We start from the raw sequence: 13,304 nt of genomic DNA, 5'->3' as shown, positions 1-13,304 counted from the left end.
GCCGGGCGGTGGTGGGCGCGTTCACCGTTGCTCCGCCGCGTCGTCCGTCGTGTCGTCGCGCACGGCGTCCGGCACGGGAAGCGGCCTGCGGTGGTGCCGCTCGGGCGAGCCCTCCAGCGAGCCGTCGATACCCCGCACCCGCACGCCCGCGCCCTCGGTGACCGGCGGACCGGCGTCGTACTCGGGGAAGGCCGGGAACGGCGCGGTCACCACCAGGTCGAGGGACGGCTTGAGTTCTCCGCCGAGCGCCGACCAGATCTCCGCGAGCGACTGCGCCTCGGTCCGCGATCCCGCGACCGTCAGCGGCACGGAAAGGCCCAACTCCCCCAGTGACCCGGGGAGTTCGTCGGCGGGAATGATCTCCTTGGGCAGGAGGGTGGCCAACACCGCGGACAGCAAACGGTGTTCGTCCTGTGGCCGCTTGGTCCAGGCCGTCACCAGGTAGGACAGGCTGAACCAGCGCGGTGGCTGCCGGCGGCGCAGCACCACTCCGCGGTCGTCACGCACCGGCACGGAACCGCGCTGCCGTCGCGCCACGTCCTCCCGTATGTCGTACAGGTACGCGTTGAGGGCCGGGCCGTTGCGCCGTGCGGCCCAGTCGCGCGTGGGCGCGTCGAAGGAGACGTCTATGTCGGAGCCGGCCAGGGCACCGCCGCCGAGCAGCTTCTTGAGGACCTCGTCGACCTCGTGGATCACCCTCGCCGCTCCCGCCGTACCGTGAACCGCCGCTGGCGGCGTATGTGCTCGTTCTGCCAACGTGTTCGCCCCGCGGGACGTCGGCCCGCGCACCGGATCGCCGCTCGCGCGGCGGCCGATGGCACTCCCCTTCCGATCCTTCCAGTCCGGTCGTCGCCCCGGCATGCTCGCCGGGACCCACGACAGGGCACGGAAGGCTGTCCGAAAGGACTCTCGGTGCTGCCCAGCAGGTCAGATGTAACCTTCCCTGAGGGCATAGGCCACGGCATGGGCCCGGTTACGAAGATGCAGGCGCGTGGTGAGGCCGTGCATGACGTTCTTGACGGTGCGTTCGGAGTAGGAAAGTTTGCTGGCGATCTCCCCGGTGTCCAGGCCCTCGGCCACCAGCCGCAGCACGTCCGCCTCGCGCGGCGTCAGTCCCGACGAGGGAGGTCCGGCCCGGTTGGCCACGCTGCGCTGGAGTGCGCCCACTTGCTGGATGAGGCGGCCGAGCAGGTCGGCCGGCAGGTCACCGTCGCCGCGGAACGCCGCGCGCACCGCCGTCGCCAGCCGGTGGGCGGTGGCCTCGTGGCGCCAGACGATGGCCACGGCACCGCACTCGACGACTTCGAGCAGTTCCGCCTCGCGGATACGGCTGACCACGAGCACGACCCGGGCGCCCTCGCTGCGCACGAGCCTGCGCAGCAGCGCGAGCGTGCTCTCCTCCAGCGTCCAGGCCAGCAGCACCGCGACCGCCCCCGGCCCGGCGCCCTCCTCGGTGACCAGGTCGATCAGCGGATGCTGCCTCAGGTGGCTGAGGACCCCGGCCTGGGAGAGCGGGTCGGGGGCGTGCACCACCACCGGTATTCGTCCGTCGGGTGCCCCGGCCGCCGCGCCCGCGCTCGTGACCGCGTGCGGGCCGGTGTCCTTGGTCCGGGTCATGACCGGGGCCGCGAGTGAACCGCGCAAGACCGCTCCCCCTGTTGTTCTGTTCGCCGCCCCCACGGAGCCGGTGGCCGCTGTCCGGCCTCCAGCCTGCGGGATCCCGCGTGCCGTGGCCATCGTGGAAGGTCACAGCAGGTACCACGAGATCGGCCACGAGACTCCACGGCGGGAGGGCCTGTGATGTCCCGGATACTGCGCACACCCCGGATGTCCCGGATCCCCGAGACGCCGTGGTCGCCGGACGCGCCGGGGGCCTCCCGGGCACCCGGGCTGCCCTGGGCGGCTGCCTCGGCCGACCACGGCCGGCTGCGGGAGCGTCAGGAGGCGCTGGCGCTGGTCGCCACCGAGGCCGCTCGCGCCAGGGCGGGCTCCGGTCGCCTGGTGCTCCTGCGCGGGGCCACCGGCACCGGGCGCACGGCGGTGCTGGAAGCCGTCACCGAGGACGCGGCGGCGCGCGGCATGCTCGTCCTGCGGGCCCGGTGCTCACCGCAGGATGCCAGCACACCCTTCGGCTCCGTACTGAAGTTGCTCAACTCTGCCCTCGATCCCACTGATTCCTGTACGGCCGGACGCGCGTCCTCGTACGACCGGGTCGTCGGTGAACGCCTGTGGAGGGCTCTGCGCTCGTGCGCGGCCCGGGGGCCGATGCTGCTGGCCGTCGACGACGCGCACCTCGCGGACCGGCCGTCGCACCGCTGGCTGGCCGAGACCGCGCTTCTCCTCGACCGGTTACCGGTACTGCTGGTGGTGACCGAGCGCGGGCAGTACGACATCGATCCGCCGTCGGCGGGGCTGGCCCACGGGCTGTCGCCGGCGCTCGTGCGCACGCTCACCCTCGGCCCGCTCGGTGCCGCCTCGGCGGCGGGGCTGGTGCGTGCCGCGTCCGGTGTCGCGCCGGGTGTCGCGGGCGGGCAGGAGTGGGTGGCCGACTGCGTGCGCGCGGGCGCGGGCAACCCGCTGCTGCTGCGTGCCCTGCTGGACGACCTGCCCGCGCGCGCACAGGACGGGGCGGTTCCGGCTCCGCTGCCGGACAGTTGCGCCGCGCTGGAATCGGGTGCCTTCCCTGCCGCGGTCTCGTGGTGGCTGGAGAGCGCGGGCCGCACGACCGCCGATGTCGCCCGAGCGCTGGCGGTGGTGGACCTCCAGGGCCCGGGCGGCGTCGCGGCCACGGCGCCGTACGAACGCGCCGAGGAGTACGCCGAGTTGGTCGCCGCGATGGCGGGGGCCGACCCGGCGCGGGTGGCGGGCTGGCTGACCGCGATGGCCCGCCTCGGCCTGCTGCGGCGTGACCGCGAGGGGCGGCCGCGCTATGCCCATCCGCTGCTGCGGGACGCGGTGCTCAGCGGCTGGTCGAGCGAGGGGCGGCAGGCCGCGCACCGGGTCGCGGCCGAGGCGCTGCTCGGCAGGGGCGAGCCCGCCGAGACGGTGGCCGGCCACCTGCTGCGGACCGGTGCGGTGGGCGAGGAGTGGGCCGCCGGCGCGTTGCTCGACGCCGCGGCCCAGGCGATCGGGGGCGGGCGCCCCGAGGCCGCGATGGCGTTCCTGCGGCGGGCGCTGGACGAGCCGCTGCCCCCGCAGCGGCGGGCGTCGGTCCTCACCGAACTGGGGTCGCTGGAGTACGCCACCGGCCGGTCGTCGGCCGGGATCCCCCGGCTGTCGGAGGCGGCGCGGCTGCCGGGCGGTCCCGGCGACCGGTTGCGCGCGGCACTGGCGCTGGGCACCGCGCTGGCCGAACGCGGCCAGGCGCGGGCGGCGGTCGACGTGCTGCGCGACCTCGACGAGCAGCTGCCGGACCACCCGGGCCTGACCCGGATGACCCGGACCGCGTCGGCGTTCCTGTCGGAACACGACCAGCAGGTCCGCAGCGAGGTGTACCGCTGGCTGCGCTCGACCGCGGAGCACTCGCCCGGGCTGGTCGGCGCGGCCGGGCGGGCTCTGCTCATCCGATACGAGGCGACCGCGGGGCTGACTTCGGCGGACGCCGCGATGCGCGGGATCAGGGCGCTGCTGGAGGAACCGGCCGACGCGCTGACGGAACCGTTCCTGCTGGGCACCGCGGCCGCCGTGGCGCAGTGGGCGGACGAGCTGGAGGAGGCCGAGTGGCTGGTGCGGCGCGGCCTGGCCGGGCAGCGCGGGTCGCTGCTGCACCCGATGCACACCAATCTGCTCCACACCCGTACCGACATCGCCGCCGCCCGCGGCGCGTACGCGGAACTGCTGGCCGACCCCGGGCCGCCTCCCAGCGGAACGGGGGCCGCCCGTCGCGCCAGGTCGGTCAACGAACAGGCGCACGCCGTCGTGGCGTTGGTGGAGACAGGCCGCCTCGACCAGGCCCTGGCCCTCGCCGACGGCGTGCGGCTGCCGGACGCCCCCGACTCCTGGGAGCTGAACCGCTTCCTGTACGCGCGGGGCGTGCTGCGTGCCGCCTACGGTGATCCGGCGGGCGCGCTCCACCACTTCCTGGAGAGCGGGCGCAGGCAGTCCGCGCGGGACGTCGTCAGCCCGGTCGTCACCCCGTGGCGGTCCGCCGCGGCGGAGTGCCAACTGGCGCTCGGCAGGCGGCGGGAGGCCCTCGTCCTGGCCGAGGAGGAGGCCCGGCTCGCCGCGGTGTGGGGCACCCCGCGGGTGACGGGCCGGGCGCTGCGGGTACTGGGGATGGCGACCGGCGGACGGCGCGGTCTGGAGCTGACCGAGCAGGCCGTCGAGCTGCTGCGGGACACCTCGATCGACATGGAACTGGTTCCCGCGTTGATCGCGCGCGGCAGGCAGCTGATCGCGGCGGGCCAGCGCTCGCGGGCCCGCGACACCTTGCGGGAGGCGGCGGAACGCGCCGAGGTGCTGGGCTCGGTACGGATGCGTACCGCGGCGGAACACGCGCTGCGGGAGAGCGGCGCGCGCAGGGCGGAGACGGCACGTACCGGGTCTGCGGCGCTCACCGCGAGCGAGCGCCGGATCGCCGATCTCGCCGCCGAGGGCCGCACGAACGCCGAGATCTGCGATCTGCTGCACCTGGCGAGGCGTACCGTGGAGACCCATCTCACCAGCGTCTACCGCAAGTTGGGCATCCGCCGCAGGACGGAACTGGCGTCGGCCCTCGACGGGCCACGGCCCGCACGTGAGGCGTCCTCGGACCGGCGCGGCCCAGGATGACCGGGCGGGGCGGTCCTCGGTCCGCGCGAGCCCCGGCCGGCCGGACCCCGTGGTCGAACGGCTCGTCCCGGACGGACTCCCTGCGCGGGTGAGGCGGCTGACCCGGTCGTCCTGGCGGCGGGCCTCGGCCTGCCGGCCTCAGCCCGCTGCCGCGGGTGGTGCGGTCAGAGCGCTCGCCGGGTCGCGCGCAGGACGACGTCGCTGACGTGGTGGGTGCTGGCCGCGCCGGGGGGCCGCTCGCGGGTCTCGTGGGTCTCGACGTGCCAGGTGCCGGGGTCCGCCGTGAGCGCGGCGGCGATCTCGTCGATCCCGATGAACGCCTCCGGGTCGTACATCCGGGTCTGGGCCGCCACGTCCACCGGCTCGCGCAGGGGGGTGACGTCGTGGTGCACGACCAGGAGCGTGCCGCCGGGGGCGACGGCGGCGAGCAGGCTGCGCAGCCCGCGCTGGTCGGGCGTGCGTTTGAACGAGCCGTACTGCAGGGAGACCAGGTCGAAGGTCTCGGTACCGAAGGGCGCGGGATCGTTGGCGTCGCCGCGTACGAGGTCGACGGTGAGCCCGCGGCGTTCGGCCTCGGCGCGCACCCGGGCGAGCGCGTTGCCTGAGATGTCGGTGGCCGTCACCTTCCAGCCGTGTTCGGCCAGCCAGAGGGCGTCGGCGCCCTCGCCGGTGCCGACGTCGAGCGCCCGGCCCGGGGCCAGGGCGGTGACCTCGCGGACGAGTGTGCCGTTGGGGTTGCCGCTCCACGCCCGGTCGGGGCCCGCGTAGCGGTGGTCCCAGTCGGCCTCCTCGCCCGACCGCCGGGCGGCGGCGCGCAGGTCCTCCTCGGCGAGGCTGAAGGCGATCATGGCGCCGACCTGGCTGCCCTGGGCGGCCGACGGCAGCACCTGCAGGCTCGGGTCGGTGACGTTGCCGGCCGCGTAGATCCCCGGTACGGCGGTCTCGCCGCGCGGGTCGACCGCGAGGACGTCGCCGGCGCCGCTCGGGTGCGGGGTGGCGGTGAGCCCGGCCCCGGCCAGCGCCTCCGCGCGAGCCCGGAACCGCGGGCCGACCACGACGGCGTCGGCCTCGAGCACGCGTCCGTCGGCGAGTTCGACACCGGAAACCTCGCCGTCCGGTCCGGTGAGGACCCGGCCGGCCTCACCGCGCTCGACGGTGACGCCGGAGGCGGCGAGTGCTTCGACGACTCCTCCGTCGAGCCCGGCCGAATCGTGCAGCACGACGGTCAGCCGGTCGGTCAGGTGGCGGAACAGCGGGGTCGGGTGGAGGCCCAGGGGGTGGGTGACGATCTGGACCAGGCGCTGGTCGCGCACCTCGAAGCCGTGGCAGAACGGGCAGTTGATCACGCCGCGCCCCCACTGCTCGGCGATGCCGTCGATCGAGGGGAGTTCGTCGGACAGGCCGGTCGCGACGAGGACGCGGCGGGCGACCAGGGTGTGCCCACCGGTGAGGTCGAGCCGGAACCGGCCGTCGTCGCGAGGGTGCACCCCCACGACTCGGCCGGAGAGCACCTCCCCGCCGTACGTGCGTACCTCCTCGCGCCCGATCTTCGTCAGATCGCCGGGCGCGGCCCCCTCGTGCCCCAGGTAGCCGTGCATGTGCGCGGCCGGGGCGTTGCGGGGGGTGCCGTCGTCGACCACGACGACGCCACGGCGCTGGCGGGAGAGTTGCAGGGCGGCGGCGAGACCGGCGGCCGAGCCGCCGATCACGGCGACGTCGCAGTGGCGTTCCAGGGTGGGGTAGTGGCTGTGGCTGGTGTGCTCCACATGTTCGGCATGTTCGGCATGTTCGGCAGGGGCCGAGTGCCGGCTCTTGGTGGGGTGCTCGCTCATGAATCCGACGGTACCGCTCCTGGCGTAATCAGCAAGGCGGCTTGCACAATCCGCAAGGCGGGGCCACCATGGGTTGCATGAACGGAGTGACCGACATCGAGGCCCTGGCGCGGTCGCGCCTGCGCAGCATGCGCACCACCCTGGGGTACTCCCTGGACGAACTGGCCGGGCGCACCAATCTCAGCCCGTCGACCATCAGCCGCGTCGAGACGGGCAAGCGCACGCTCAGCCTCGACGTGCTCGTACCGCTGGCCAACGCCCTCCAGATGAGCCTGGACCTGCTCCTGGAGGTGCCCACCGACGACGACGTGGTCATCCGTCCGGTCGCCCACAGCAGCGGCACGCGGACCACGTGGCCGCTGAGCCGTCCGGACGGCCGCACGGTCGCGGTGAAGATGCGCCTCGAGCCGTCCGACGCGCCGCCCAGCCAACGGGTCCACCCGGGCCACGACTGGTTCCTCGTGCTGGAGGGGCGCGTGCGGCTGTGGCTGGGCGAGCGGCAGATCGACGTCGACGCGGGTGAGGCGGCGGAGTTCGCGACGATGGTCCCGCACGCGATCACCGCCCTGGACGGCCCGGCCGAGTTGATCATGGTCTTCGACCGCGACGGCCAGCGCGCCCACGTGCACCAGTGATCCGGCACCGGTCACCCCGTGGGGTGCCTGCCGAAGGACGATCAGTGGCGGCGGGTCGTGAGGGCGCAGTCGCCGCACAGCCCGCCGGCGCCGTCGGGGGCGGCCCGGTAGATCAGGCAGCAACTGCGGCGCCGGAACGCCCGGCCCTCGCCGCTGAAGGCGCCCGCCAGGTACGGGTCGTCCAGCAGCTCGGAGGCCGCAGCCCGCACCCGGCCCGCGTCCGGCGAGCCGGAGTGGGCGGCGGCGCGGGCGGCGCCGTCGAGGGCGGAGGCGGCGTTGCCGCGCAGGATGTGCGGGGAGACGGACAGCGGCAGCGCAGCCGCCTCCAGTGGCCGCAGCACCCCGTCGACGACCGTGGACAGCGGCACGTCCTCACCCGAGCCGAGCGCGTCCTCGGGCAGTGACAGCGGAAAGGCGCCGCCCAACTCGGACCGCCAGCGCACCCGTTCCGGATCGAGCGCGGGGACCCGGCCGAGCACCGCGGCGCACCCGAGCACGGGTGACAGCAGCCGGGAGACCAGTCCGAGGTGCGTCACCGACGCGGCGACCCTCTCCTCAACCTCCTTTGGAGCACGCCGGCCGCCCGCGGCGAGGAACGCGCGCACCGCGGCGACCCGTTCGGCGAACACACCGGACCCGGACTCGAAGAGATCGGCCAGGACGCGCCACGCATCCGGCGCGGCGGACCGCGCCGGATGGACACCGAAAGCGAAGAACGGCCCGAGAACGGCGACCCGCGCGGCCTGCTCCGGCGTCACCAAGCCCCGGCCCGTGCCCGGGCCCACACGGTCATCGCTCTCCGGGCCCGCGCCGGTCCGGTCCTGCGACCGGTGTCGCCCCGGGCCCAAGTCCTCACACTCTGCGCGCACTTCGTCCTCCACTCCCGTGCGCCGCCCTCATGCGCCGGTCACGGAATCGTGCAGCTTAACGCAGCGGGCTTCGGCTTCCTCGACGTCCTCGCGCCGCGTCACGTGAACGGGTGGCCCCCCGATGCGTCCCCCGGCCCGCTCACCACGCTCTGAACGGCTCCGCGAAGCGCGACCAGGAATTCATTGCCAAGGGCTTGCACCTGGGGGCGGGTTGTCAGTCGCTGGACCGCGCACCTAGTCTTGCCGGGCCGTGGTGTTCGGGAAGACCGGTGTGATGCCGGAGCGGCCCTCGCCACTGTGATCAGGAAGTCACCGCGTCACTCCGCATCGGCCGGACCCCGGACCGGAGCGGAACCGCAAGCCACTGGGCGCCTCGGCGGCCGGGAAGGCCGACGCGGCGGCGTTCGACCTGTCAGCCAGGAGACCGGCCACGGCACCGCACGACGAACTGTCCACGAGGTGCTGGAGAGGCTGCCCGACATGACCCTGCCCGAAAACACGTCCGCGTCCCCGGACACGCCCGCGACCACGGTCCCCCAGCGCTTCGGCCGGGCCGACTGGATACGCACCGGTGTCCTGCTGGCGGTCATCGCCGCCCTCCACGTCCTGGCCTTCACGATCCTGGTGATGATGGTCGCGCCGCACCACTACACCATGGGCAAGCAGGTGTTCGGCGTCGGGCTCGGCGTGACCGCGTACACCCTCGGCATGCGGCACGCCTTCGACGCCGACCACATCGCCGCCATCGACAACACCACCCGCAAGCTGATGGCCGACGGAAAGCGTCCGATATCCGTGGGATTCTGGTTCGCCATCGGACACTCCACCATCGTCGTCGCCATGGCCGGGCTCATCGCCGCCGGCGCCAGGGTCGCCGGGACCCTGGTCGACGAGAACTCCTCGGCCCACGTCACCCTCGGCGTGATCGGCACGACGGTGTCGGGCACCTTCCTCTACCTGATCGCCGCGCTCAACCTCGTCGCCCTCGCCGGCATCTACCGCGTCTTCAAGGCCATGCGCGCCGGGAACTTCGACGAGCACGAGCTGGAGAAGCACCTCGACAGCCGCGGCTTCATGAACCGCATTCTGGGCCGTCTGACCAGGTCCATCCGCCGTCCCGGCCAGATGTACCCGGTCGGCGTCCTGTTCGGCCTCAGCTTCGACACCGCCACCGAGGTCGCCCTGATGGTGATGGCCGGCTCGGGCGCCGCGGCGGGGCTGCCGTGGTACGCGATCTTGTGCCTGCCCCTGCTGTTCGCGGCGGGCATGAGCCTGTTCGACACGCTCGACGGCACGTTCATGAACTTCGCCTACCACTGGGCGTTCGCCAACCCGGTGCGCAAGGTCTACTACAACCTCACCATCACCGGCCTGTCCATCGCCGTCGCGTTCGTGATCGGCACCATCGAACTCGTCGGCGTGCTCCACGACGACGTGGGCCTCAAGGACGGCCTCACGAACTGGATCTCCGGCATCGACCTCAACAACGTCGGATACGTCATCGTCGGCCTCTTCGTCGTGGTGTGGGCCTGCGCCCTCGCCTACTGGCGCATCGCCAGGGTCGAACACCGCTGGGGCGCCAAGGCGAAAGCGACGGAAGCGGGCTGACCCTGGCGGGCGGACCGCCGCGGTCACCTGACGCGGAACGGCGGCGTCAGCAGATCCCCACGTCCCGCAGCGCCTCGCGCCGGGCCGGGGAGGGGTCGGTGGGCCAGTACACGTACACCACCCCGCCCGACCCGCTTCCCACCTGGCCGTTCGCCAGATACCGCTTCGTGCGCAGCCAGATGTTCTCGAACTGCCGCCTCTGGTAGACGTGGCGGACCGCCGCGTCGTCGGGGCTGGCCGGATCGTTGACCACCACGTCGCCGGTCTTCGTGAATCCCACGACGCACATCAGGTGGCCGGCGGTGCTGTAGCCGGAGCCGTCGAGTTCCGAGGCCAGGAAGGACTGGGACGTTATCACCGGGATGCCGGCGGCGATCAGCCGTTCCACGTCGTTCAGGGAGCGCAGCCGGGTGATGACGGCGTTCATGTCGCGGTAGCTCGCCGCGTAGGCCGCGTTGAACGGCCAGTTGCCGCAGCCCTGGTACTGGTAGTCGTAGGTGTGGCGGGCGGCCTGGTCGACCTGGGGGTCGGCGTAGGACGGGTCGACCCAGGCGAGGCCTGCCGGGGTGGGCTTGCGGTCCCAGTACTCCAGCGCCATCTGCGAGGAGGTCGGGCTGCACCACGCCTCGCCGCCGTTGTCGTACTGCGGGTACTGGCCCTTGTGGATGTCCTGCGAGTAGCACGGCACCGGCAGTTGCCTGCCGAGCGCCAGCCGCGGGGTGGACGCCGGGACGGTGAAGCGGTCGGGGACGTCGGAGGCCATCGCGCCGAGCCGCCACACCACCGGGGTGAGCCGGGTGCCGGGCTTGCGGTACAGCGTCAGGCGCAGCCGGTACGCGGCCAGCCGCAGGCCGCTCGCGGGCTTGTCGATGGCGAAGGTGTCGGTGGAGATGCCGCTGCGTCCGTCGTCCTGGCCGTCCACGGAGGTGCGCTTGATGTCGCCGTCGCCCGCCGCCCAGCGCCCCATCACGTACCAGGGGGTCGCGGTGCCGTCGCTGTAGGTGCCACCCAGCTCGACCTGGATCCAGGTGCCGGCCGGGGCGTCCGCGTTCCAGGACGCGACGAGTTCGGTGGCCGGGTGCGGCAGCCGGTGTTCCGGCGAGGTCCACACCGCGTACTCCCACTCGGCGGTGGTGCCGGTGTGCGGATCGGTGTACGAGGTCGTCCCGGCCGGGCGGTCGACGGCGACACCGGGGCGGGCACCGGCGCGCACGGTCGTCCCGCGCCCGGCGCCGCAGCGCCAGTCGGTGTACGAGGTCCAGGCGTGGTAGTCCACGGCAGCCCCCTCCCCCGCGGTCCCGGGCGCGATCGCCCCCCGGCCGGGACCGGCCGCCGCCGCCCGGTCGGAAGCCGCCGCCCGTGCCGGGACGGCCACGGCGGCGGTCGCGGCGGTGGCGAAGGCGGCGGCCAGTACGGTGCGGCGTGGCGCGGGTCTCGTCATGGCTGGGCCCCGTCTCCTTCGTCGTCGTCACGCGGCCGACACGCCGCCTTCCGGCAACTATCGACCCTGCGCCCGCCGTTCGGAACCGTTCCCACGCGGCCCGGCGATGTTCATTGGCGCAGACCACTGGCATGGCTCAGCCGGGCAGCACCACCAGGTCGCGCCCGGTGACGTTGAGCCGTTCGCCGCCGTCGGCCGTGCAGACCGCGATGTCCTCGATGCGGGCGCCGAACCTGCCGGGCAGGTAGATGCCCGGCTCGATGGAGAAGGCCATGCCGGGTTCCAGCGCGAGGTCGCTGCCCGCCACGATGTACGGCTCCTCGTGCGTCTCCAGGCCGATGCCGTGGCCGGTGCGGTGGATGAAGTGGTCGCCGAAGCCCGCGTCCTCGATGATGTCGCGGCCGACCGCGTCCAGTTCCTGCGCGGTGATCCCGGGCCGTACCGCCTCGGTCTGCGCCTGCTGGGCCCGTTGCAGTACGGCGTACAGCTCGCGGAAGTCGGAGTTCGGCTCGCCGACCGCGTAGGTGCGGGTGGAGTCCGAGCAGTACCCCTCCGGGGTGGTGCCGCCGATGTCGACCACCACCGGGTCGCCCGGGCGGATCACCCGGTCGGAGACCTCGTGGTGCGGGCTGGCGCCGTTGGGGCCAGAGCCGACGATGACGAAGTCGCAGGTGGCGTGGCCCGCCTGGAGGATGGCGTCGGCGATGTCGCGGGCCACGTCGCGTTCGGTGCGGCCGGGCTTCAGCCACTCGCCGATCCTGCGGTGCACCCGGTCGATCGCCGCACCGGCCCGCCGCAGGGCCTCCACCTCGGCGGGGCTCTTGCGCATCCGCAACTCCCGCAGCACCTCACCGGCGAGAGACTGTTCGGCGCCCGGCATGGCGGCCCGGAAGGCCAGCAGCTTCTCGGCCCACATGTGGTTGTCGACCGCGATCCGCTTCACGTTCCTCGGCAGCCGCTCGGCGACCACCGCGTACGGGTCGTCGGTCTCCGCCCAGCCGATGACCTCCAGGTCGAGCCCGCCGACCGGGGAGGCCTCGGCCGCGGGCTTCTCCAGCGCCGGCACCACGAGCAGCGGGTCGCTCCCGGCCGGGATCACCAGGCAGGTCAGGCGCTCCAGCGGATGGGCGTGGTATCCGGTCAGGTAGCGCAGGTCGGCTCCGGGTGAGACGAGCAGCGCGTCGATCCCGGCTTCGGCGGTGGCCCGGCGGGCCCGCTCGATCCGGTCGGCGGGGTAGAGATCGGTGGCGGCTGGCGAGCCCTGGGTGTCAGTCACGACGATCACGTTAGACGCCACGCGCCGCGGCGGACGCCGGGCACGCACGAGACGCCGCGACGCACAGGGACGACGACGCGAAGACGACGACGCGCAGGGACGACGTCGTGCGGGCGGGGCACCGCGCAGGCACCGGGCGGTGGCCGGAACCGTGTGCCGGCGCCGTAGGCTGGGGCGCGATGGACCGGACCACGAAGGACGCCGCCTCCGAGGCGCCCACCCCCCTGCCCGCCTACGCCGCCCGGCTGCGCGCCCTCGCCCCGTCCTGCGGCCCGGTGCGGCTGGTCGCCGTCGACGGGCACGCGGGCTCGGGTAAGTCCACGTTCGCCGAACGGCTGTCCGGCGCGCTCGGCGGTGCTCCGGTGGTCCACCTCGACGACCTCGCCACCCACGACGAGCCGTTCGGCTGGACGCGGTCGCTGCGCGAGCGAGTGCTGGAGCCGCTGTCGCGCGGCGCGGACGGCGTCTGCCCGGTGTACGACTGGACGGCGCGCCGCTTCGGCCCCGGCCGCGCGGTGCCGTGCTCCCCGGTGGTGGTCATCGAGGGCGTGGGGGCCGGGCGGGCCGCCCTCCGGCCGTTCCTGGCCCGGATCCTGTGGATGGAGATGGCCCCCGAGCCCGCCTGGGCGCGCGGCCGGCACCGTGACGGTCCGGCGCTGCGGGAGTTCTGGGACGGCTGGATGCGGGCGGAGACCGAACACTTCGCGGCCGATCCGACACGCCCCTTCGCCGACGACGTGGTGCGGCAGGTACCCGATGGTCACCTGGTGCTCCCGGGGCCGCTGGGCCGGCACTGAGCCGCCCGGCGCCTCACGTACCGTGACGGCGCGCAGCCGGTGCGACGTCGGACACGATCCACTCCCGGCCAGTGGC

The 13,304-nt window shown here is 73.9% G+C and carries 10 protein-coding genes and 1 riboswitch; of the genes, 4 read left to right on the top strand and 6 right to left on the bottom strand.

The window, feature by feature from the left end; all coding sequences use genetic code 11:
- Window positions 1–21 precede the first annotated feature (21 nt).
- Together CK485_RS25765 and CK485_RS25760 are read right to left on the bottom strand one after the other, a co-directional pair.
- Window positions 22–696, bottom strand: coding sequence for a DUF4255 domain-containing protein (locus CK485_RS25765; protein WP_109454210.1), 675 nt, complete (start codon window positions 694–696; stop codon window positions 22–24).
- 231 nt (window positions 697–927) lie between these two features.
- Window positions 928–1,617, bottom strand: coding sequence for a response regulator transcription factor (locus CK485_RS25760; RefSeq protein WP_109454209.1), 690 nt, complete (start codon window positions 1,615–1,617; stop codon window positions 928–930).
- Window positions 1,618–1,800: 183 nt separating this feature from the next.
- Between CK485_RS25760 and CK485_RS25755 the strand changes: the two genes are divergently transcribed.
- A complete protein-coding gene (locus tag CK485_RS25755; protein WP_241968578.1) occupies window positions 1,801–4,770 on the top strand; it encodes an AAA family ATPase in 2,970 nt (989 codons plus the stop codon).
- Between the two features lie 164 nt (window positions 4,771–4,934).
- On the opposite strand, the gene CK485_RS25750 is transcribed toward CK485_RS25755, so the two are convergent.
- On the bottom strand, window positions 4,935–6,602 hold the full coding sequence (locus tag CK485_RS25750; RefSeq protein WP_109454207.1) for a bifunctional NAD(P)/FAD-dependent oxidoreductase/class I SAM-dependent methyltransferase: 1,668 nt from the start codon (window positions 6,600–6,602) through the stop codon (window positions 4,935–4,937).
- Between the two features lie 77 nt (window positions 6,603–6,679).
- Here CK485_RS25750 and CK485_RS25745 point away from each other — a divergent pair, with 77 nt between their 5' ends.
- Complete coding sequence (locus tag CK485_RS25745) at window positions 6,680–7,237, top strand: XRE family transcriptional regulator (protein ID WP_109454206.1); 558 nt, start codon at window positions 6,680–6,682, stop codon at window positions 7,235–7,237.
- 41 nt (window positions 7,238–7,278) lie between these two features.
- On the opposite strand, the gene CK485_RS25740 is transcribed toward CK485_RS25745, so the two are convergent.
- A complete protein-coding gene (locus tag CK485_RS25740) occupies window positions 7,279–7,995 on the bottom strand; it encodes a (2Fe-2S)-binding protein (protein ID WP_241968617.1) in 717 nt (238 codons plus the stop codon).
- 345 nt (window positions 7,996–8,340) lie between these two features.
- A riboswitch (cobalamin riboswitch) is annotated at window positions 8,341–8,554 on the top strand.
- Window positions 8,555–8,586: 32 nt separating this feature from the next.
- On the opposite strand from CK485_RS25740, the gene CK485_RS25735 reads away from it, so the two are divergent.
- Window positions 8,587–9,714: a HoxN/HupN/NixA family nickel/cobalt transporter gene (locus CK485_RS25735; RefSeq protein WP_109454425.1), complete on the top strand. Its 1,128-nt coding sequence runs from the start codon at window positions 8,587–8,589 to the stop codon at window positions 9,712–9,714.
- Between the two features lie 46 nt (window positions 9,715–9,760).
- Here the strand turns inward: CK485_RS25735 and CK485_RS25730 are convergent, their stop codons facing one another.
- Together CK485_RS25730 and CK485_RS25725 are read right to left on the bottom strand one after the other, a co-directional pair.
- Window positions 9,761–11,155, bottom strand: coding sequence for a C39 family peptidase (locus tag CK485_RS25730; protein ID WP_109454205.1), 1,395 nt, complete (start codon window positions 11,153–11,155; stop codon window positions 9,761–9,763).
- A gap of 136 nt (window positions 11,156–11,291) precedes the next feature.
- A complete protein-coding gene (locus CK485_RS25725) occupies window positions 11,292–12,440 on the bottom strand; it encodes a Xaa-Pro peptidase family protein (protein ID WP_109454204.1) in 1,149 nt (382 codons plus the stop codon).
- Between the two features lie 170 nt (window positions 12,441–12,610).
- Between CK485_RS25725 and CK485_RS25720 the strand changes: the two genes are divergently transcribed.
- Window positions 12,611–13,228 (top strand): hypothetical protein, encoded by a 618-nt coding sequence (locus CK485_RS25720; RefSeq protein ID WP_109454203.1) that lies wholly within the window; start codon window positions 12,611–12,613, stop codon window positions 13,226–13,228.
- Window positions 13,229–13,304 lie beyond the last annotated feature (76 nt).

It is taken from the genome of Streptomyces sp. ICBB 8177 (assembly GCF_003144095.1).
In the GTDB taxonomy this organism is placed as follows: Bacteria; Actinomycetota; Actinomycetes; order Streptomycetales; family Streptomycetaceae; genus Streptantibioticus_D.
The sequence above is the reverse complement of the archived record's forward strand: the minus strand, read 5'-3'. Positions and strand labels throughout refer to the sequence as shown.